Genomic DNA, 20,327 nt, shown 5'->3' with positions numbered 1-20,327 from the left:
CCCCAATCGAGCAATCAGGACGACCGCCATGGCACAGATGACCAGCGACTTCTTCGTGGACCGGCTGAAGGCGTGGGGCGTGACCCGCATCTACGGCTATTCGGGCGACGGCATCAACGGCGTGCTCGGCGCGCTGCAACGCGCGGAGAAGGCGGGCGAGGGCATCGAGTTCATCCAGGTCCGCCACGAGGAGATGGCCGCATTCATGGCGAGCGCGCATGCCAAGTTCACCGGCGAGCTCGGCGTCTGCCTGGCGACCGGCGGCCCCGGCGCGACGCATCTGCTCACCGGCCTGTACGACGCCAAGCTCGATCATGCACCGGTGCTGGCGATCGCGGGCCAGGCGGAGACGACGGTGCGCGGCGCGAGCTACCAGCAGGAGCTCAACCTCGACCGCATCTTCGCCGACGTCGCCGATTACGTGCAGGAAGCGACCGCGCCGGCGCAGGTCCGCCACGTCACCGACCGCTCGATCCGCATCGCGGTGGCGGGCAACGGCGTCGGCGTGATCGTGCTGCCCAAGGACGTGCAGGACGAACCCTATGAGGATCCCAAGGTCCAGCACGGCTTCACCCGCTCGGGCGTCGGCTATAGCCGGCCGCTGATCGTGCCGCAGCCGCGCGACCTCGCCCGCGCCGCAGACGTGCTCAACGCCGGCGAGAAGGTCGCGATCCTGATCGGCGCCGGTGCGCGCGACGGCGCCGAGGCGGTGGTGCGCGTCGCCGATCTGCTCGGCGCGGGTGTCGCCAAGGCGCTGCTCGGCAAGGACGTGCTGTCCGACGAACTGCCCTTCGTCACCGGCGCGATCGGACTGCTCGGCACCAAGCCGTCGTGGGACATGATGCAAGGCGCCGACACGCTGCTGATGATCGGCACCGGCTTTCCCTGGGCGGAGTTCCTGCCACCCGACGGCAAGGTGCGCGCGGTGCAGATCGACGTCGACGCCGGCATGCTCGGGCTGCGTTACCCGACCGAGGTCAATCTGCACGGCGGCGCGCGCGAGACGCTGGAGGCGCTGATCCCGCTGCTCGACGCGAAAACCGACCGCGGCTGGCGCAGGGAGATCGAGGCGGGCGTCGCCGACTGGTGGCAGACGCTGGAGGCGCGCGCGATGGCCGAGGCCAAGCCGGTCAATCCGCAGCGCGTGGTGTGGGAAATGTCGCCGCTGCTCCCCGCCGATGCGATCGTCACCTCGGACAGCGGATCGTGCTGCAACTGGTATGCGCGCGACTTCAAGCTGAAGCAGGGGCAGCGCGCGTCGCTGTCCGGCGGGCTCGCGTCGATGGGGGCGGCGGTGCCTTATGCGATCGCGGCGAAGTTCGCGCATCCCGAGCGGCCGGTGGTGGCGCTGGTCGGCGACGGGGCGATGCAGATGAACAATCTCGCCGAGATGATCACCGTGCAGAAATATTGGCAGCGCTGGGCCGATCCGCGCTTCATCGTTTGCGTGTTCAACAACGAGGACCTCAACGAGGTGACCTGGGAGCAGCGCGTGATGGAGGGCAATCCGCGCTTCCCGACGACGCAGGACCTGCCCGACGTGCCCTATGCGCGCTTCGCCGAATTGATCGGGCTGAAGGGCATCTTCGTCGACCGGCCGGAGGATCTCGCTCCGGCGTGGGCGGCGGCGCTGGCCTCCGACCGGCCGGTGATCCTCGAAGTGAAGACCGATCCCGAGGTCGCACCGCTGCCGCCGCATCTGACGCTGGCGCAGGCCAAGGCGTTCATGTCGTCGATGGCAAAGGGTGACCGCGGCGCCGGCCGGGTGATCGCCGAGACGGCGCGGCAATTGTTCAAGGAAGTGACGGGATAAGGGCGCCGGCCGCGGCCGTCAGGGCACCAGCACGGTATCGACCGCCTCCGGCAGCGTTTCGGGATAGTCGAGCGTGTAATGCAGGCCGCGGCTCTCGTGCCGGTGCAGCGCCGAGCGGACGATCAGCTCGGCGGTCTGCAACAGGTTGCGCAACTCGATGAGGTCGGGCGTGACGCGGAAATGGCCGTAATAGTCGGCCACTTCCTCGGTGAGCATCTGGATGCGGTGCTGCGCACGCTCCAGCCTTTTGGTGGTGCGGACGATGCCGACGTAATTCCACATGAACCGCCGGATCTCGGTCCAGTTCTGCTTGATCACCACCTCTTCGTCCGAATCGGTGACGCGGCTCTCGTCCCAGGGGCGGATCACCGGCACGGCGGGCAACGCATGCCAATGCGCGGCGATATGATCGGCACATGCCTCGCCGAACACGAAACATTCGAGCAGGCTGTTCGAGGCGAGCCGGTTGGCGCCGTGCAGCCCGCTCTCGGTGCATTCGCCGGCGGCATAGAGGCCGGGCAGGTCGGTGCGGCCGTCGCGGTCGATGACGATGCCGCCGCAGGTGTAATGCTGCGCGGGCACGACCGGGATCGGCTGCGTCGTCATGTCGATGCCGAGGCCGAGCAGTTTCTCGTGGATGTTGGGGAAATGGCCGCGGACGAACTCGGCGGGCTGATGGCTGATGTCGAGGTGGACGTAATCGAGGCCGTAGCGCTTGATCTCGGCGTCGATGGCGCGCGCCACCACGTCGCGCGGCGCCAGCTCCATCCGCTCGGCGTCGTAATAGGACATGAAGCGCTTGCCGGTGGTCGGGTTGATCAGCCGGCCGCCCTCGCCGCGCACCGCCTCGGTGATCAGGAAGTTCTTGACCTCGAGATGGTAGAGGCAGGTCGGGTGGAACTGCATCATCTCCATGTTGCTGACCCGCGCGCCCGCCCGCCACGCCATCGCGATGCCGTCGCCGGTCGCGCCGCGCGGCGCGGTGGAGAAGAGATAGGTGCGGCCCGCGCCGCCGGTGGCGAGCACCGTCGCCTTCGCCGTATAGAGCGTGACGCGGCCGGTGCCGCGATCGACCGCATAGACGCCCCAGACATTGCCCGCGCCCGAATAACGCTGTTCGTGGCGGCTGGTGGCGAGGTCGATCGCGACCTGATCGGGGACGAGCGTGATATTGGGATGCGCCTCGGCGGCGCGTTGCAGCGCCTCCTGCACCGCCCAGCCGGTCGCGTCGGCGACATGGACGATGCGGCGATGGCTGTGGCCGCCTTCGCGGGTGAGGTGGAGCGCGTTCCCTTCGGTGGCGAAGGGGACGCCGAGCTGGGTCAGCCGCTCGATCGCCGCCGGGGCGCCCTCGACGACGAATTCGACGATATCGCGGTCGTTGAGGCCGGCGCCGGCGACCATCGTATCCTCGACGTGATGCTCGAACGTGTCGCCGGGTTCGAGCACCGCGGCAATTCCGCCCTGCGCCCAGGCGGTCGACCCTTCGTTGAGCGCCCCCTTGGCGAGCACGGTGACCCGGAACCGTTCGGCGAGGTTGAGCGCCGCGGTGAGCCCGGCGGCGCCCGAACCGACGACGAGCACGTCGCTGTTGCGGGTTGCTTCGGTCACGCGTTGCTGGCGCGGGTCAGGCTGAGGAACACGTCCTCCAGATCGGGTTCCTTGGTCGAAACGTCGACAATGCCGAACCCGTCGTGCTGGACCGCGGCGAGCACTTCGCCGGCGTTGACCCGATCCTTGGCGTAGGTGATCTCCAGCGTCCGCATGCCCTTCAGCACGATCTTGCCGAAACAGGCGTTGACCGGCAGCGTCGCGACGTCGCGGTCGACGGTCACCGCCACCACCTTTTCCTGCGCCTTGCCGACCAGTTCGCGCGTCGGCTCGTTGGCGATCAGCTTGCCGTGATTGATGATCGCGATCCGGTCGCACAGCTCCTCGGCCTCTTCGAGGTAATGCGTGGTCAGCACCACCGTGACGCCGGCCTGGTTGAGCTGACGGACATAGGCCCAGAGCTGCTGGCGCAATTCGATGTCGACGCCCGCGGTCGGCTCGTCGAGCACCAGCACCGGCGGCGAATGGACCATCGCCTTGGCGACCATCAGCCGGCGCTTCATGCCCCCCGACAGCGTGCGGGCATAAGCCTTCGCCTTGTCCTCCAGATGCACCGCGCGCAGCAATTCCATGCTGCGTCGCTGCCCCTTGGGGACGCCGTACAGGCCGGCCTGGATCTCCAGCGTCTCGATCGGCGTGAAGAAGGGGTCGAACAGGATTTCCTGATTGACGATGCCGATCGACGCCTTGGCGTTGCGTGGCTGCGCGTCGATGTCGAAGCCCCAGATCGCGGCGCTGCCCTCGGTCTTGTTGACGAGGCCGGCGAGGATGTTGATCAGCGTCGACTTGCCCGCGCCATTGGGGCCGAGCAGGCCGAAGATCTGCCCCCGCGGCACGTCGAAACTGACCCCGTCGAGCGCGCGCTTGCCGCCCTGATAGGTCTTGCAGAGGTTCTGGATGCGGATCGCGGCCTCGGTCATGCAGGCGGAATACGCGGATCGTGATGGGGTGCAACCCATTCCTCCCCGGCACGGCGGTCCCCCTCCCCGTGCCGGGGAGGATTGAAGCGGCTCTCGCGTCTTGCTATCCGCCGTTCCATGATCCCGCCGCCCGAAACCATCCGCGTCTCGCAACGCCGTGTCGCCTGTGACGGCGCCACCGATATTCCGGGTGGCGCCGCGCTCGGTCATCCGCGCGTCTTTCTGCAGATCGATGACGAGGGTTATGTCGATTGCGGCTATTGCGATCGGCGTTTCGTGCTGATCGGCGGCCCCGCGGACGGCGCGGACCAGTCGAAATTGCGCGATCACCCGGATGGCGCCAGCGTTTAACGCCCCTATATCGGGCGCATGACTGTAGCCGCCGATCCCCGCTCGTTCCTCTACCGCGACGCTCTGTCGCCCGACGCCGCGCTCCGCCTGACCGCGGATGCGCTCGGCCGCGCCGATGACGGCGAATTGTACCTGCAATATCGCAAGGCGGAGGCGTTCGGCTTCGACGACGGCCGGCTGAAGACCGCGAGCTACGACACCAATGCGGGCTTCGGGCTGCGCGCGGTGTCGGGCGAGATGACCGCCTTCGCGCATGCCAACGAACTGTCGGAAGCGGCGATCCGTCGCGCCGGCGAGACGATGGCGCTGATCGACCCGACGACGCGCGGCAAGGCGCCGGCGCCGCAGGGCAACAACCGTCATCTCTACACCGATGCCGATCCGCTCGACCTGGTGCCCTTCGCCGACAAGGTGAACCTCTGCCAGACGATCGACGCCGCGGCACGGGCGCGCGATCCGCGCGTCGAACAGGTGTCGGTGGGGCTGTCCGGCACGTGGAGCGTCGTGGAGATCGTCCGGCCGGACGGCTTCGTCGCCACCGACGTGCGGCCGCTGGTGCGGCTCAACATCCAGATCGTCGTCGAGCAGAACGGCCGCCGCGAGACGGGGACGTTCGGCATCGGCGGCCGCTACCTCTACGACCGGCTGTTCGACGAGACGGTGTGGAATCGCGGCATCGACGAGGCGCTGGCGCATGCGCTGGTCAACCTCGAATCGGTGGCGGCGCCGGCGGGCGAGATGACCGTGCTGCTCGGGCCGGGCTGGCCGGGGATCGTGCTGCACGAGGCGATCGGCCATGGCCTCGAAGGCGATTTCAACCGCAAGGGCACCAGCGCCTTCTCGGGGCGGATCGGCGAGCGCGTCGCGGCGCCGGGCGTCACCGTGGTCGACGACGGCTCGATCGCCGACCGGCGTGGGTCGCTGTCGATCGACGACGAGGGCACGCCGACGTCGGAGACGGTGCTGATCGAGGACGGCATCCTCAAGGGCTATATGCAGGACCGGCTCAATGCCCGGCTGATGGGTGTCGCGCCGACCGGCAACGGTCGCCGCGAGAGCTTCGCGCATGCACCGATGCCGCGGATGACCAACACCTTCATGAAGGGCGGCACCGACGATCCCGCCGAGCTGCTGAGCCGGGTCAAGCGCGGCATCTTCGCCAAGAGCTTCGGCGGCGGGCAGGTCGACATCGTCTCGGGCAAGTTCGTGTTCTCGTGCACCGAAGCCTATCTGATCGAGAACGGCCGGATCGGCGCACCGATCAAGGGCGCGACGCTGATCGGCGACGGCCCGACGGTACTGACCAAGGTCGCCGGCATCGGTAACGATTTCGCGCTCGACGAGGGCATCGGCGTGTGCGGCAAGGGCGGGCAGAGCGTGCCGGCTGGCGTCGGACAGCCTACGTTGCTGGTCGATGGGCTGACGGTGGGCGGCACGGCGACCTGATCGGATACCCTCAGTAGCCGCTGACGACCATGTCTAGCGCGCCCTTTATCGCATAGTCATGGTCGCCGAGAGACGCTTTTACCCGACCGAGCGACCGCGATGGTACGGCCGAGGTAAGGTGCGGCGCCAGCAACAGCCTTTCACCGTCGATCTGGAACATCGGATGCATACGCGAGCGTGCGACCGGTAACGCGTCTTCCGGCAGCAATGGTGCGACAAGGGTCGTTGGATAGCCGAAAAGCAGGTCGGATTGCAGGTTGATGACGGTCGTCCCATCCGGGAGGACATGGACGTCGAACTGCGCCATTCACCAGCAGCGATATTTTTCGAGCGGCAGGCCGTTCTTCTCTATCCAACGGTTCCACCCTTCGGCCGCCTTGCGATTGTCCTCCTGCCAGCGACGATCCAGTTCGCGCTTCAGGGCAGCGCGGAGGGTTTCGAGATCGTCGTCATGCGCGACGCCGAAGCGCACCGCCTCGGCGCGGACTTCGGATTCGGTCATGCGGCGCGTGCTTTTCGACGGCAGGTCGAGCGTGCTTGCCATGGCCGGATGATATGCACGATGGTGCGAAGGGTCAACGCACGCCCCTGTCGGTGCGAACGATGCAAGGAAGCCGATGAGCCTCGTCGAACTGGGTCGCTACGATCGCAATCTCGCCAATATCATCGTCGGGCGGCTCGATTCCGAAGGGATCGACGCGATCGCCTTCGATGGCGGGGCGAGCATCGCCGATGGCAGCTATCTGTTGATCCCGGTGCGGGTAATGGTCGACGACGAGGATCTCGGCGCGGCCAAGGCGATCGTCGACGCTGCCCAAATTTAAGGCACAATGCCGCAGATGCACAATAATCTAACGCATCGAAGCCCGGTGACGTCACGAACTGCCCTGTAATCACGTCGTTTCGCATCTGGCATGATGGTTGCGATAGGCTTCTCGGACAATCGAGGGGGCAGGGATGAAGCTGGTCATTGCGATCATCAAGCCGTTCAAGCTGGACGAAGTGAGGGAAGCGCTCACCACGTTGGGCGTGGCGGGGATGACGGTTACCGAGGTCAAGGGGTTCGGTCGCCAGAAGGGCCAGACCGAAATCTATCGTGGCGCCGAATACAGCACCAACATGGTGCCCAAGATCAAGATCGAGGTGGTTTGCCCGGGCGATCTCGCCGACCGCGTGGTCGAGGCGGTGCAGGCGTCGGCAAACACCGGCGCGATCGGTGACGGCAAGATCTTCGTGCTCGACGTCGGCCAGGCGGTGCGCATCCGCACCGGCGAAACCGACGATTCGGCGCTCTGAGGGGGGTAACAGGATGAAGCACGGATTGAAGATCGCCGGTGCCGCGGGGCTCACCGCCCTTGCGTTCGCCGCTCTGCCCGCCTGGGCGCAGGACGCCGCGTTGCAGGCGCCCGCCGCCGCGGCACCGGCCGCGACGGTGAACAAGGGCGACACTGCCTGGATGATGACCTCGACGGTCCTCGTCATGATGATGATCCTGCCCGGCCTCGCCTTGTTCTACGGCGGTCTCACCCGCTCGAAGAACATGCTGTCGACGATGACGCAGATCGGAGCCGTCGCCTGTCTCGCGATGCTGCTGTGGGTGATGTACGGTTACAGCCTCGCCTTCGGCCCCGACCTCGCCGGCGGCGGGTTCCTCACCAATTTCATCGGCAGCTTCGACAAGGCGTTCCTGAAGGGCGTCACCGCCTCGTCGCAGGCGGCGACCTTCACCGCGGGCGTCGAAATCCCCGAATATGTCTTCATCTGTTTCCAGATGACCTTCGCGGCGATCACCGTCGCGCTGGTGCTGGGATCGGTGGTCGAGCGGATGAAGTTCAGCGCGGTGATGGTGTTCGCCGCGGTGTGGCTGACGATCGTCTATTTTCCGATCGCCCACATGGTCTGGGCGTCGTCGGGCGTGTTCTTCAAGGCCGGCGCGCTCGATTTCGCCGGCGGCACCGTCGTCCACATCAACGCCGGCGTATCCGCGCTGGTCGCCTCGATCATGCTCGGCAAGCGGATGGGCTATCCCAATACGCCGATGCCGCCGCATTCGCTGACGCTGACCGGGGTCGGCACCGGCCTGCTCTGGGTCGGCTGGTTCGGCTTCAACGCCGGCTCGGCGCTGGAAGCGAACGGCTCCGCTGCGCTCGCGATGCTCAACACCTTCGTCGCGACCGCGTCGGGTGGGCTGTTCTGGATGCTGGTCGAGCGGGCGCGGGGTCACAAGGGTTCGGCCTTGGGCTTCTGCTCGGGCATCGTCGCCGGGCTGGTTGCGGTGACGCCGGCGGCGGGCAATTCGGGGCCGTTCGGCGCGATCGTGCTCGGTGCGGTCGCCTCGGTGGTCTGTTTCTTCGCGGTCTCGGTGCTCAAGCCCAAGCTCGGCTATGACGACGCGCTCGATGCGTTCGGCGTGCACGGCATCGGCGGCATGATCGGCGCGGTCGGCACCGGCATCGTCTACGCGCCGTCGCTCGGCGGTCCGGGCGCGGCGGATTATGCGATGGGCGCCAAGCTGATCGTCCAGATCGAGGCGGTGGTCACCACCGTCGTCTGGGCGTCGATCGGCACGGTCATCGCGATCCTCATCGCCAAGGCGATCACCGGGCTGCGCGTTGCTCCCGAAGTCGAGCAGGAAGGCCTCGATCTCGGCGAGCACGGCGAACGCGCCTATAATTGATCCTATCGGGCGCGGGGGCACGAGACCCCCGCCCCCCACGACGTTCCTCCTGCGGACGACCTTGACCCGGTACGGCGACGTACCGGGTCTTTTTTTTGTTTGCGCGCGAAGACGCGAAGACGCGAAGGGGGCGTGGATGGGGCGGGCGGCAGCCTGCTTTTCGCATGACGGCGGAGTGGGGCATGGTGTCGCCGTGAAGGGCGACATCTTTGCGTCTTCGCGCCTTCGCGTGAATCAATGTTCGCGCGAAGGCTCAGAAGAGGTCTCGGGCGGGGTGAGCCGGAACCGAGTCTTGCTGGGGCCGTGGCCGACGCAACGGACGAAACCCCTCTACGTCCTCCGCGCCTCTGCGCGCTGAAACCCCTACGCGATCACCCCAGCCGTTCGCGAAGCGCCAGCATCGCGATGGCCGCCTGCGCCGCGCCGGCGCCCTTGTCGAGCTGGGCGGGGTCGGCGCGGGCGATCGCCTGCGCCTCGTTCTCGGTGGTGAGGATGCCGTTGCCGATCGCCAGACCGTCGAGCGTCAGCGCCATGATGCCGCGCGCGCTCTCGTTCGAGACGATCTCGAAATGATAGGTCTCGCCGCGGATCACGACGCCCAGCGCAACGAAGGCGTCGTACCGGTCGCTGTCCGCCGCCAGCGCGATCGCGCCCGGCACTTCCAAGGCGCCCGGCACGGTCACCGTGTCGTGGCTATGGCCCGCCGCCTCGATCGCGGCACGGGCGCCGGCGAGGAGCATGTCGTTGAGATGATCGTAGAAGCGCGCTTCGACGATGAGGATATGCGCCATGTCAGTCGTCCGTTTCGATTGCCCGCTCGCCGACGATCGACAGGCCGTAGCCGTCGAGTCCGACCAACGTATGGTGGGTGTTGGTGAGCAGCACCATTTCCTCGACGCCGAGTTCGGTGAGGATCATCGCGCCGACGCCATAGTCGCGCAATTCCTCCATGTCCGCCGCAGGGAGCGTCCCGGCCTTGGCCTGAAGCGCGACGGTGAACTGGTCGACGCGGGGGCGGTTGATGACGACGATCACGCCGGCGCCCTCCTCCGCGATGATCTCCATCGACCGGCGCAGCAGCCCCTCGCGCGCGCCATTCTCGCCGAAGATGTCGGCGAAGGGGGAGAGCGCGTGCATGCGCACCAGGGTCGGTTTGGTCGGATCGACCTTGCCCTTGACCAAGGCGATCTGCTCGGTGCCGGTCGCCTTGTTCCAGAAGGTGAGCGCGGTCCATTCGCCGCCCCATTCGCTGGTGAAGCGCGCCTCGGCCCGCTTCTCGACGAGATGGTCGTAGCGGCGGCGATAGGCGATGAGGTCGCGGATCGTGCCGATCTTGAGATTGTGGAATTGCGCGAAGGTGACGAGGTCGTCGAGCCGCGCCATCGTCCCGTCCTCGTTCATGATCTCGCAGATCACGCCCGAGGGGTTGAGCCCGGCGAGCCGCGAAACGTCGACCGCCGCCTCGGTATGGCCGGTGCGCACCAGCACGCCGCCGTCGCGGGCGACGAGCGGGAAGACGTGGCCGGGGGTGACGATCTCGTCGCGGCTCTTCGACGAATCGATCGCGACCGCGACGGTGCGCGCGCGATCGGCGGCGGAGATGCCGGTGGTGACGCCGTCGCGCGCCTCGATCGAGGTGGTGAAGGCGGTCTCGTAGCGCGTGCCGTTGTTGCGGCTCATCAGCGTCAGGCCGAGCTCCTCGACACGGCTTTTGGTCAGCGCGAGGCAGATCAGGCCGCGGCCGTGCTTGGCCATGAAGTTGATCTTCTCGGGCGTCGCCATCTGCGCGGGGACGACGAGGTCGCCCTCGTTCTCGCGATCCTCGTCGTCGACCAGAATGAACATCCGCCCGTTGCGCGCCTCGTCGATGATCTCCTCGGGCGAGGAGAGGAAGGCGTGGCGCAACCGCGCGAGGTCAGGCTTAGCGGCCACGATAATGCTCCATGCGTTGCAGATAGCGGGCGAGCACGTCGATCTCGATGTTGACCGCCTGGCCCGCGGCGAGGCCACCGAGCGTGGTGACCGCCTGCGTATGGGGGATGAGGTTGACCCAGAAGCGGGTCGTCTCGCCATCGTCCTCGACGCCGTTGACGGTCAGCGAGACGCCGTCGATCGTGATCGAGCCCTTGGGGGCGATGAACGGCGCGAGCGCCGCCGGCACCGCAAAGCCGATGCGGTGCGATTCGCCGTCCGGCGTGATGTCGAGCACCTCGGCGATGCCGTCGACATGGCCGGTGACGATATGGCCGCCGAGTTCGTCGCCCAGCTTCATCGCGCGTTCGAGGTTGAGGCGGCGGCCTTGCGTCCATTGATCCCTGGCAGTGCGTGCGATCGTCTCGCCGGACGCCTGTATGTCGAACCAGCCCCGGCCGCCGTCGTGCCCCTTGTCGATGACGGTCAGGCAGACGCCCGAACAGGCGATCGACGCGCCGAGGTCGATCGTCTCGGGATCGTAGGCGGTGGCGATGCGGACGCGCGTGTCGCCGCGGACCTCGACCGTCTCGATGGTGCCGATATCGCTGACTATGCCGGTGAACATGGGGTGCGCTCGTAGACCTCGAGACGGTCGGTGCCAAGGTTGCGCGAATCGTGCAACCGCCAGCGACCATGGGTGGTGCCAAGATCGGCTATGCCGAGGTCGCCGAGCGCTGCCTTGCCGGCGCCGATCAGGATCGGCGCGCGGTAGAGCAGCAGGCGATCGACCAGATCGGCGCGGAGGAAGGCGGCGGCGGTCGCCGCGCCGCCCTCGACGAGGAGATGGTCGGCGGGGAGGGTGGCGATGGCCTGGGGGGAGGCGATCCACATCGGCTCGCCCTCCCTCTTCGGCGCGGCAGGGTGAGGGCGAGAGGACAGGATGATCCGCAACGGGCTGCGCCCTTCCAGCCCCGGCAGCCGCACGTCGAGGCCCGGTGCATCCGTCTCCCACGTGCCGCGCCCGACGAGGATCGCCTCGTGCCGGCTGCGTTCGAGATGCGCATGGGCGCGCGCCTCGGCGCCGGTGATCCAGCGGCTGCTGCCGTCGGACAGCGCGATGCGGCCGTCGAGCGAGGTGGCGAGCTTGAGCGTCACGAACGGTCGCCCGTGCCGTCGGCGGGTGAGGAAGCCCGCCATGCCGCGCGCCGCCTCCGCCGCCCGGATGCCGGTGACGACGGCGATGCCCGCGTCGCGCAGCCGGGCGATGCCGGCGCCGTTGGTGCGCGGATCGGGGTCGCCGAGCGCCACCACCACGCGGGCGACCCCCGCCGCGACCAGCAGGTCGGCGCAGGCGGGGCCGCGCGGCGAGACATGCGCGCAGGGTTCGAGCGTCACATAAGCGGTGGCGCCGCGTGCCGCGTCGCCGGCGGCGGCGAGCGCCATCGCCTCGGCATGGGGACGACCGCCGGGCTGGGTCCAGCCGCGCGCCACGATGCGATCACCAGCGACGAGGAGGCAGCCGACGTTGGGGTTGGGGGCGGTGCGTCCGCGCGTGCGTTCCGAAAGCGCGAGCGCGGCGCCCATCCGCCGCGCGTCGACGGCGGCGCTTACAGCCCCCACTTGTCCATCGCGTCGTCGACCGTCTTGAACTGGCTGCGCAATTTCTCCTCGCGCGCCTTTTGCGCGGCGATGCGCTGGTCCTGCTCGACCTTGTCGATCTCCTGCTGCGCCTTGATCTGCGCATCGGTGCGATTGGCGGCGTAATTCTTGAAGTAGACGATGTTGGGCTGATACGGCTCGGGCGGGATGTCGTTGCGCATGAAGGCGTAGACGAAGAAACCCGTCACCGCCATCGCCGCCGCCAGGAAGCCGAGATCGCGCGGCTCGCGCTGCGACAGGAAGAAACGCAGGTCGCGGAAGGCGTGGAGCGGCGAGAAGCGGCGGAAGAACTGCATGGCGGGAAGATAGGTGACGGGGGGCAGCGAAGCCAGCCCCCCCGGGGGACGCGACGGGTGGGGCGACCGCGCGCCTTAGTCCGCATCCTCCATGCGGAAGGTCAGCGTCATCGTCCGCCATGCCTCGACCGGCACGCTGCCGCGGGTGGCGGGCGTGAAGCGCCAGGCGCGGGTGGCGCGTTCCATCGTCGCTTGCCAGAAGGCGTCGCTGGTCGCGCTGAGCCGCTCGATCTGCTTCACCCGACCGTCGGTGCCGACCAGCACGCGCACGGTGACCCGGCCGTCGCGGTTGGCGCGCCGTTCCGCGGCGGGATAGACCGGCTGGAAGGCATCGGCGTAGCGCGGGTCGATCTGCGGACCGACCAGCGGCGGCAGCGGCGGCGCGGGCGGCTCGACCGCGACCGGGCCGGGATCGCTGCCGATCGTCGGGCCGGCGGGCGGCAGGTCGAGCGTAGGGGTGGTGACCAGATCGGACGAGGACGGCGTCAGGACGAGCGGCATCGGCGCGACGATGGTCTCGGTCGGGCGGTTGGGGGTCAGCGCGTGCGGCTTGGGTTGCGGCAGCGTCTCGGGCGGCGGCGGGTCGAGCGGGATGTTGCGGGTTTCCAGCACATGCTCCGAACCGCCGGGCAGGATGGTCGGGCCGGCGAACATCAGCGCGGCGACGAGCGCGGCGTTGATCGCGATCGCGGCGGTGAGGCCGCCGGGGTTGAAACGGGTCGGCTGGGCATGGCGGTCGGCGTACATCATCCGTCTCCTTGGGCTTGGGTGCGACTCGATCGATTCTCCTGCGATCCGATGATGGTACGTTGTATCGTTACGGCGTCAAGCCCAGGTCGCAACGTGCCGAAAGGCCTGGGTTTCGCCGCTCCGCTTTGCCTATGCGGCCAGCCGCGCCAAGGTGCGGTCGCGGCCGATCAGCGGCAGCAACGCCGCCATGTCGGGGCCATGGTCGCGCCCGGTCAGCGCCTGGCGCAGCGGCAGGAACAACGCCTTGCCTTTGCGGCCGGTCCTGTCCTTGAGCGCAGCGGTCAGCGCGTGCCACGGGTCGCCTGCCCAATCGATCGCCTCCGCGGCCGCGGCGGCCTGCGCCAGATAGGCGCGCGTCTCGTCGTCGAAGGCGGGTGGCGCGACCGGACCCTCGATCACCTGCCACCAGTCCGCCGCCTCGGCGACGCGGGTCAGGTTCGGCCGCACCGCATCCCATTCCGCCGCACCCATGCCCGTGGGCAGGCGGTCGGCGACCGCGTCGAACGGCAGCTGGTGGACGATCCGGGCGTTGACCTGCGCCAGCTCCGCCTCGTCGAACCGCGCCGGCGCGCGGCCGAAGCGCGCGAAGTCGAACGCGGCGATCAGCGGCGCAGGATCGGCGAGCGGCTCGACGGGATCGCTGGTGCCGATCCGTGCGAGCAGCGCGATCACCGCCTGCGGCTCGATCCCCGCCTCGCGGAAATGGTCGACGCCGAGCGAGCCGAGCCGCTTCGACAATTTGCCCTCCGCGCCGGTCAGCAGCGCCTCGTGCGCGAAGCGCGGCGGGGCCACGCCCATCGCGTCGAACATCTGCAATTGCAGCGCGGTGTTGGAGACATGGTCCTCGCCGCGGACGACATGGCTGATGCCGAGATCGGCGTCGTCGATCGCGGACGGCAGCATATACAGCCACGATCCGTCGGCGCGGCGGATCACCGGATCGCTCATCGTCTTCGCATCGAAGCTCTGGGGGCCGCGGATCAGATCGTCCCAGGCGATCGGCGCGTCATGGTCGAGCTTGAAGCGCCAGTGCGGCCGCACGCCGTCCGCCTCGAACCTGGCGCGCGCCGCTTCGTCCAGCGCCAGCGCGGCGCGGTCGTAGACCGGCGGCAGACCGCGGCCGAGCAGGATCTTGCGCTTGAGGTCGAGCTCCTGCGCGGTCTCGTATGCGGGATAGATCCGCCCCGCCGCGACCAGGGCGTCGAACCGCTGTTGGTAGAGCGCGAATCGCTCGGACTGGCGTACTTCGGCGTCGGGCGTCAGGCCAAGCCAGCCGAGATCGGCACGGATCGCGGCGACGAACCGGTCCTCGGACCGTTCGGCGTCGGTATCGTCGATGCGCAGCACGAAGCGCCCGCCGTGCCCCCGTGCGAACATCCAATTGTGCAGCGCCGCCCGGATGTTGCCGACGTGCAGCATGCCGGTGGGGGAGGGGGCGAAGCGGGTGGTGACGGTCATGACGGGAGGCCTAGTCAGTCGGTCGCGCGGCGACAAGCGCGTCGCCCCGCGTCTCGATGCTTTCGATTTTGTGACGGTGGCTCTAAGGCGCGGGGCGATACGGGCGGGAGCTGACCAATGAAATTGATGACCGGCAATTCGAACCTTCCGCTCGCGCGGGCGGTGGCAGGCTATCTCGAGATCCCGTTGACCGATGCCCTGGTTCGCCGCTTCGCCGACGAGGAGATCTTCGTCGAGATCCAGGAGAACGTGCGCGGCGAGGACGTGTTCGTGCTCCAGTCGACCGGTTTCCCGGCCAACGACAACCTCATGGAAATGCTCATCATGATCGACGCGCTCAAGCGTGCGTCGGCGCGGCGGATCACCGCGGTGATCCCGTATATGGGCTATGCGCGGCAGGACCGGAAGCCGGGGCCGCGCACGCCGATCTCGGCCAAGCTGGTCGCCAATCTGATCACCGTCGCGGGCGCCGACCGCGTACTGTCGGTCGATCTGCATGCCGGTCAGATCCAAGGCTTTTTCGATATCCCGACCGACAATCTCTATGCCGCGCCGGTGATGAGCGCGGACATCAACGCGCGCTTCAAGGGCAAGAATTTGATGGTCGTCTCGCCCGACGTCGGCGGCGTGGTGCGCGCGCGCCAACTCGCCAAACGACTCGACAATGCGCCGCTCGCGATCGTCGACAAGCGTCGCGAGCGCGCCGGCGAATCGGAGGTGATGAACATCATCGGCGACGTCGAGGGCCGCTTCTGCATCCTGATCGACGATATCGTCGATTCGGCGGGTACGCTCTGCAACGCCGCGGCGGCGCTGCGCGAGGCGGGAGCGGAGGATGTCGTCGCCTATGTCACGCACGGCGTGCTGTCGGGCGGCGCGGTGGCGCGGGTCGAGGGCTCGGCATTGCGCGAGCTGGTGATCACCGATTCGATCGGCAATCACGAATCGATCGGCAAGGCCGACAAGATCCGCCATCTGCCGATCGCGCCGCTGCTCGGCGAGGCGATCAAGCGGATCGCCGACGAGACCAGCGTGTCGTCGCTGTTCGATTGATGCGGTCGATGGTCGCGCCGGCCGAGGTCGTCGGCGCCGCGATTCAGCGGGCGCGCGCAACTATAGAGACTATCTACGCGGAGGCGTGGATCTGTGTGCCTGACGCGGTTTCGATTGGTTAACGCGTCAGTTCATCCCGGGAAGCGCCTCGAACGGACCGCGCCGACTCAGCGTTGCGAGAGCGCGACGATGTGGTCGAACACCGCCGGGTGCAGGGGCTTGGCGAAGGCGCAGCCGTATTTGAACTTGTCGCGCCACGCGACCACCGCCTCCAGCCCTGCGAGGCCCGGTAGCGTCAGCCACACCACCGTGCCCGGCCAGAGCGTAAAGCTCGTCTCGGCGCGGAAGCCCGAGAGCGACAGGTCGGTCACCTCGATCTCGAACCGGGTCTGGCCACGATCGCGCAGATGCGCGCGCATCTTGACCGACTTGCGCAACGCCTGGCGGGCTTCCTCCCCCGGCTCGACCGGGTCGTAGGGTGGCGTGAAAGTCGGCTGTTCCATGACCGCAACACTGGCAGCGATTGGTTACTTTTCTGCCAACGCCTGGCCCGCAGTCGGTGCGCGCACCCCCTGGCGACCGCGCCGCCTGAGTTCGGCCTTGAGGTGCTCGGGCCGCGGCGCGACGAGGAAGCCGAAGCTGACATTGCCCTCGCGCGTCTCGACGACGTGGTGCAGCCGGTGCGCCTGGACGATGCGGCGCATGTACGCCGATCGGGGCAGATAGCGCGTCGGGATACGCTGATGGACGATGATGTCGTGGAAGCCGAAATAGATCGCGCCATAAGCGGCGATCCCCCAGCCGATCCAGATGAAGCCCGGCCACCAGCCCCATTGTAGCCCGCCGAGCAACAGCACGACCGACGGCACCGCGAAGATCGCCGCATAGAGGTCGTTGAGTTCCCACGTTCCGCTGCGCCTGCGGTGATGGCTGGCGTGGAGGAACCAGCCCGGCCCGTGCATCACCCAGCGGTGCGCGGCATAAGCGAACGCCTCCATGCCGATCACGGTGACGAGGAAGAGGAGGATGCCGTGCGGCCAGGGCATAAGCGTTCCGTCTAATGCGATGCGATTGCAATAACGATCGGGCCCGGTTGTCGATCCGGGGTGGATTCGGCGCGCGGCCTGTGCAAAAGGCCGCATCAATCTCCTCTTCATAGCATAACGCGAGGCAGGCCATGAACATCCACGAATATCAAGCCAAGGAACTGCTCGCCAAGTTCGGCGTCCCCGTTCCCGCTGGTTTCGCCGCGCTCAGCGTCGAAGACGCCGTCGCCGCGACCGAGAAACTCCCCGGACCGCTCTACGTCGTCAAGGCGCAGATTCACGCCGGCGGCCGCGGCAAGGGCAAGTTCAAGGAACTCGGCCCCGACGCCAAGGGCGGCGTCCGCCTCGCCAAGACCGCGGACGAAGTGCGCGCCGCGGCGACCGACATGCTCGGCAACACGCTGGTGACGATCCAGACCGGCGATGCCGGCAAGCAGGTCAACCGGCTCTACGTGACCGACGGCGTCGACATCGCCAAGGAATTCTACCTCGCGCTGCTCGTCAACCGCGCGACCGGCCGCGTCTCGATGGTCGCCTCGACCGAGGGCGGCATGGACATCGAAACCGTCGCGCATGACACGCCCGAGAAGATCCATTCGATCGACATCGACGCCGCGACCGGCTTCATGCCGCATCACGGCCGCGCCGTCGCCGCCGCGCTCGAACTGACCGGCGACCTCGCCAAGCAGGCGGCCAACGTCGCCGCGAAGCTGTATGACGCCTTCCTCGGCACCGATGCCGAGCAGATCGAGATCAACCCGCTCGCCGTCACCGACGACGGCAAGCTGATGGTGCTCGACGCCAAGGTCGCGTTCGACGGCAACGCCATGTTCCGTCACAAGGACCTGATGGAATTGCGCGACACCACCGAAGAGGATGCGATGGAGCTCGAGGCGTCGAAGTACGACCTCGCCTACATCAAGCTCGACGGCGACATCGGCTGCATGGTCAACGGCGCCGGCCTGGCGATGGCGACGATGGACATCATCAAGCTCAACGGCATGTTCCCCGCCAACTTCCTCGACGTCGGCGGCGGCGCCAACAAGGAGAAGGTGACGGCGGCGTTCAAGATCATCCTCGCCGATCCCGCGGTAAAGGGCATCCTGGTCAACATCTTCGGCGGCATCATGAAGTGTGACATTATCGCCGAGGGCATCGTCGCCGCGGCGAAGGAAGTGAACCTCTCGGTGCCGCTCGTCGTCCGCCTCGAGGGCACCAACGTGCAGGCCGGCAAGGACATCCTCGCCAATTCGGGTCTCGCGATCGTACCGGCGAACGACCTGGGCGATGCCGCCAAGAAGATCGTCGCCGAGGTACAGAAGGCGGCGTGATCTGACGTCTTCCCCCGTGACGGGGATACACGCAAAATATTCTCGGGCCCGGGCGTCATGTCCGGGCCCGATTCGTTTGGCACAGGAAGACTGCCGCTACGGCAAGCGGCATTTCCCGTACCGGACTTGCGAAAGCCGCGGAAAATAGCCATCTCACCCGCCGATGCGACGCCGGAAACGGGTGTCGAGGGCGCAATCGGAAGGAAGCTGATGAAGGTGCTGGTGCCGGTCAAGCGTGTGCTTGATTACAACGTAAAGCCCCGCGTGAAGGCGGACGGGACGGGTGTTGATCTGGCGAACGTCAAGATGAGCATGAACCCGTTCGATGAGATCGCGGTCGAGGAAGCCATCCGTTTGAAGGAAAAAGGCGTCACCGAGATCGTCGTGGTCTCGATCGGCGAGCCCAAGGCGCAGGAGACGCTGCGCACCGCGCTGGCGATGGGCGCCGATCGGGCGATCCTCGTCACCAGCGACACCAAGGTCGAGCCGCTGGGCGTCGCCAAGATCCTCGCCAAGATCGTCGAGGAGGAGCAGCCGCAGCTGGTGATCCTCGGCAAGCAGGCGATCGACGACGACAACAACCAGACCGGCCAGATGCTCGCCGGCCTGCTCGGCTGGGGCCAGGGCACGTTCGCGTCGAAGGTCGAACTCGGCGACGGCGTCGTGACGGTGACGCGCGAGGTCGACGGCGGCCTCGAGACCGATTCGTTCAAGCTGCCCGCGATCGTCACCACCGACCTGCGCCTCAACGAGCCGCGCTATGCGTCGCTGCCCAACATCATGAAAGCCAAGTCCAAGCCGCTCGCGCAGAAGACCGCCGCCGATTACGGCGTCGACGTCACGCCGCGGCTGACCACGCTCAAGGTCGTCGAGCCGGGCAAGCGGCAGGCGGGCATCAAGGTCGCCGACGTCGACGAACTCGTCACCAAGCTGCATGCGATGGGGATTGCCCGATGACCGCCAACCTGAAGACGCTCGTCTGGGTCGAGCACGACGGCAGCGCCGTCAAGGATGCCACGCTCGCCGCGGTGACCGCCGCGTCGCAGCTCGGCGAGGTCCATCTGCTGGTCGCCGGTCAGGGCGTCGATAGCGTCGCGCAGGCGGCGGCGAAGATCGCCGGCGTCGGCAAGGTGCATGTCGCCGACGATGCCGCTTATGCGCATGCGCTGGCCGAGAATATCGCGCCGCTCGTCGTCGAGCTGATGGGGCATCACGATGCCTTCGTCGCGCCGTCGACCACGACCGGCAAGAACGTCGCGCCGCGCGTCGCCGCGCTGCTCGACGTCATGCAGATCAGCGACATCCTGTCGGTCGAGAGCGCGGACACGTTCACCCGGCCGATCTACGCCGGCAATGCGATCGCGACGGTGCAATCGTCGGACGCCAAGAAGGTGATCACCGTCCGCGGCACCGCCTTCGAAAAGGCGGCGACCGAGGGCGGTTCGGGCGAGATCGAGGCGGTCGCGTCGCAGGGCGAGACCGGCGTATCGACCTTCGTCAACGCCGAGATCGCGCAGAACGCGCGCCCCGAGCTGACCAGCGCCAAGATCATCGTCTCGGGCGGCCGCGCGTTGCAGAATGGCGAGAACTTCCATTCGATCATCGAGCCGCTCGCCGACAAGCTCGGCGCGGGCGTCGGCGCGAGCCGCGCGGCAGTGGATGCGGGCTATGTGCCCAATGACTATCAGGTCGGCCAGACCGGCAAGATCGTCGCCCCGGAAGTCTATATCGCGGTCGGCATCTCGGGCGCGATCCAGCATCTGGCGGGGATGAAGGATTCGAAGGTCATCGTCGCGATCAACAAGGACGAGGATGCGCCGATCTTCCAGGTCGCGGACATCGGCCTCGTCGGCGACCTGTTCAAGGTCGTTCCGGAACTGACCGAGAAGCTGTGACGCAATGGCGGCGGGTAGCGAGCGCTGCCCGCCGCCACACGCAAAAAAGCGGCCCGACACCAGCAATGTCGAGCCGCAGTCTACGCCTAGGGAGCTGACCTGGCGTG

General features: G+C 67.5%; 23 protein-coding genes. 10 read left to right on the top strand and 13 right to left on the bottom strand.

Annotated elements, in window-relative coordinates:
• Positions 1-28: 28 nt before the first annotated feature.
• Positions 29-1,813, top strand: coding sequence for a thiamine pyrophosphate-requiring protein (locus ACLBWH_RS17075; protein WP_447800030.1), 1,785 nt, complete (start codon positions 29-31; stop codon positions 1,811-1,813).
• An 18-nt stretch (positions 1,814-1,831) separates the two neighbouring features.
• Here ACLBWH_RS17075 and nadB read toward each other — a convergent pair whose 3' ends face one another.
• Positions 1,832-3,424, bottom strand: a complete 1,593-nt coding sequence (gene nadB / locus ACLBWH_RS17070; RefSeq protein ID WP_447800029.1) for an L-aspartate oxidase — start codon at positions 3,422-3,424, stop codon at positions 1,832-1,834.
• Positions 3,421-4,344: an ABC transporter ATP-binding protein gene (locus tag ACLBWH_RS17065; RefSeq protein WP_447800028.1), complete on the bottom strand. Its 924-nt coding sequence runs from the start codon at positions 4,342-4,344 to the stop codon at positions 3,421-3,423. The genes nadB and ACLBWH_RS17065 overlap by 4 nt, the downstream gene beginning before the upstream one ends.
• A gap of 117 nt (positions 4,345-4,461) precedes the next feature.
• On the opposite strand from ACLBWH_RS17065, the gene ACLBWH_RS17060 reads away from it, so the two are divergent.
• Positions 4,462-4,695 (top strand): zinc-finger domain-containing protein, encoded by a 234-nt coding sequence (locus ACLBWH_RS17060; RefSeq protein ID WP_322848396.1) that lies wholly within the window; start codon positions 4,462-4,464, stop codon positions 4,693-4,695.
• A gap of 18 nt (positions 4,696-4,713) precedes the next feature.
• Positions 4,714-6,141 carry a metalloprotease TldD gene (tldD, locus tag ACLBWH_RS17055; RefSeq protein ID WP_447800027.1) on the top strand — a complete coding sequence of 476 codons (1,428 nt, stop codon included), beginning with the start codon at positions 4,714-4,716 and terminating at the stop codon, positions 6,139-6,141.
• A gap of 10 nt (positions 6,142-6,151) precedes the next feature.
• Here tldD and ACLBWH_RS17050 read toward each other — a convergent pair whose 3' ends face one another.
• Both ACLBWH_RS17050 and ACLBWH_RS17045 read right to left on the bottom strand, forming a co-directional pair.
• The gene (locus ACLBWH_RS17050; RefSeq protein WP_447800025.1) at positions 6,152-6,448 is read right to left on the bottom strand and encodes a CcdB family protein; all 297 of its coding nucleotides are present in this window, start codon (positions 6,446-6,448) and stop codon (positions 6,152-6,154) included.
• Entirely contained in the window at positions 6,449-6,685 is a 237-nt protein-coding gene (locus ACLBWH_RS17045; RefSeq protein ID WP_447800023.1) for a type II toxin-antitoxin system CcdA family antitoxin, read from the bottom strand.
• A gap of 73 nt (positions 6,686-6,758) precedes the next feature.
• Here ACLBWH_RS17045 and ACLBWH_RS17040 point away from each other — a divergent pair, with 73 nt between their 5' ends.
• The 3 genes from ACLBWH_RS17040 (at position 6,759) to ACLBWH_RS17030 (ending at position 8,818) form a co-directional block, all read left to right on the top strand.
• Positions 6,759-6,965 carry a putative signal transducing protein gene (locus ACLBWH_RS17040; protein ID WP_322848400.1) on the top strand — a complete coding sequence of 69 codons (207 nt, stop codon included), beginning with the start codon at positions 6,759-6,761 and terminating at the stop codon, positions 6,963-6,965.
• Positions 6,966-7,098: 133 nt separating this feature from the next.
• Positions 7,099-7,437 (top strand): P-II family nitrogen regulator, encoded by a 339-nt coding sequence (locus tag ACLBWH_RS17035; protein ID WP_137898404.1) that lies wholly within the window; start codon positions 7,099-7,101, stop codon positions 7,435-7,437.
• 13 nt (positions 7,438-7,450) lie between these two features.
• Positions 7,451-8,818: an ammonium transporter gene (locus ACLBWH_RS17030; protein WP_447800020.1), complete on the top strand. Its 1,368-nt coding sequence runs from the start codon at positions 7,451-7,453 to the stop codon at positions 8,816-8,818.
• Positions 8,819-9,189: 371 nt separating this feature from the next.
• Here ACLBWH_RS17030 and ribH read toward each other — a convergent pair whose 3' ends face one another.
• The 7 genes from ribH to gltX form a co-directional block, all read right to left on the bottom strand.
• The gene (ribH, locus tag ACLBWH_RS17025) at positions 9,190-9,609 is read right to left on the bottom strand and encodes a 6,7-dimethyl-8-ribityllumazine synthase (protein ID WP_322848402.1); all 420 of its coding nucleotides are present in this window, start codon (positions 9,607-9,609) and stop codon (positions 9,190-9,192) included.
• A 1-nt stretch (position 9,610) separates the two neighbouring features.
• Entirely contained in the window at positions 9,611-10,750 is a 1,140-nt protein-coding gene (gene ribB, locus ACLBWH_RS17020; protein ID WP_447800019.1) for a 3,4-dihydroxy-2-butanone-4-phosphate synthase, read from the bottom strand.
• On the bottom strand, positions 10,740-11,357 hold the full coding sequence (locus tag ACLBWH_RS17015; protein ID WP_447800017.1) for a riboflavin synthase: 618 nt from the start codon (positions 11,355-11,357) through the stop codon (positions 10,740-10,742). Before ACLBWH_RS17015 ends, ribB begins: the two co-directional genes overlap by 11 nt.
• Complete coding sequence (ribD, locus tag ACLBWH_RS17010; RefSeq protein ID WP_447800098.1) at positions 11,342-12,316, bottom strand: bifunctional diaminohydroxyphosphoribosylaminopyrimidine deaminase/5-amino-6-(5-phosphoribosylamino)uracil reductase RibD; 975 nt, start codon at positions 12,314-12,316, stop codon at positions 11,342-11,344. Before ribD ends, ACLBWH_RS17015 begins: the two co-directional genes overlap by 16 nt.
• 23 nt (positions 12,317-12,339) lie before the next feature.
• Complete coding sequence (locus ACLBWH_RS17005; RefSeq protein WP_322848405.1) at positions 12,340-12,687, bottom strand: hypothetical protein; 348 nt, start codon at positions 12,685-12,687, stop codon at positions 12,340-12,342.
• A gap of 75 nt (positions 12,688-12,762) precedes the next feature.
• Positions 12,763-13,437, bottom strand: a complete 675-nt coding sequence (locus ACLBWH_RS17000) for an energy transducer TonB (protein WP_447800016.1) — start codon at positions 13,435-13,437, stop codon at positions 12,763-12,765.
• Positions 13,438-13,566: 129 nt separating this feature from the next.
• A complete protein-coding gene (gltX, locus tag ACLBWH_RS16995) occupies positions 13,567-14,895 on the bottom strand; it encodes a glutamate--tRNA ligase (RefSeq protein WP_447800014.1) in 1,329 nt (442 codons plus the stop codon).
• 117 nt (positions 14,896-15,012) lie between these two features.
• Between gltX and ACLBWH_RS16990 the strand changes: the two genes are divergently transcribed.
• Positions 15,013-15,948 carry a ribose-phosphate pyrophosphokinase gene (locus ACLBWH_RS16990; protein WP_179507201.1) on the top strand — a complete coding sequence of 312 codons (936 nt, stop codon included), beginning with the start codon at positions 15,013-15,015 and terminating at the stop codon, positions 15,946-15,948.
• A gap of 167 nt (positions 15,949-16,115) precedes the next feature.
• On the opposite strand, the gene ACLBWH_RS16985 is transcribed toward ACLBWH_RS16990, so the two are convergent.
• Complete coding sequence (locus ACLBWH_RS16985) at positions 16,116-16,451, bottom strand: PilZ domain-containing protein (protein ID WP_038664156.1); 336 nt, start codon at positions 16,449-16,451, stop codon at positions 16,116-16,118.
• Positions 16,452-16,475: 24 nt separating this feature from the next.
• Positions 16,476-16,994 carry a sterol desaturase family protein gene (locus ACLBWH_RS16980; RefSeq protein WP_447800011.1) on the bottom strand — a complete coding sequence of 173 codons (519 nt, stop codon included), beginning with the start codon at positions 16,992-16,994 and terminating at the stop codon, positions 16,476-16,478.
• A gap of 131 nt (positions 16,995-17,125) precedes the next feature.
• Between ACLBWH_RS16980 and sucC the strand changes: the two genes are divergently transcribed.
• The 3 genes from sucC (at position 17,126) to ACLBWH_RS16965 (ending at position 20,220) form a co-directional block, all read left to right on the top strand.
• Complete coding sequence (sucC, locus tag ACLBWH_RS16975) at positions 17,126-18,325, top strand: ADP-forming succinate--CoA ligase subunit beta (protein ID WP_322848409.1); 1,200 nt, start codon at positions 17,126-17,128, stop codon at positions 18,323-18,325.
• A gap of 210 nt (positions 18,326-18,535) precedes the next feature.
• Positions 18,536-19,282, top strand: a complete 747-nt coding sequence (locus ACLBWH_RS16970) for an electron transfer flavoprotein subunit beta/FixA family protein (protein ID WP_322848410.1) — start codon at positions 18,536-18,538, stop codon at positions 19,280-19,282.
• 8 nt (positions 19,283-19,290) lie between these two features.
• Entirely contained in the window at positions 19,291-20,220 is a 930-nt protein-coding gene (locus ACLBWH_RS16965; protein ID WP_447800096.1) for an electron transfer flavoprotein subunit alpha/FixB family protein, read from the top strand.
• The last annotated feature ends 107 nt before the right edge of the window (positions 20,221-20,327 follow it).

The sequence above is a fragment of the Sphingomonas sp. M6A6_1c genome (genome assembly GCF_053345135.1).
This window is presented reverse-complemented; position numbering and strand designations above follow the sequence as displayed.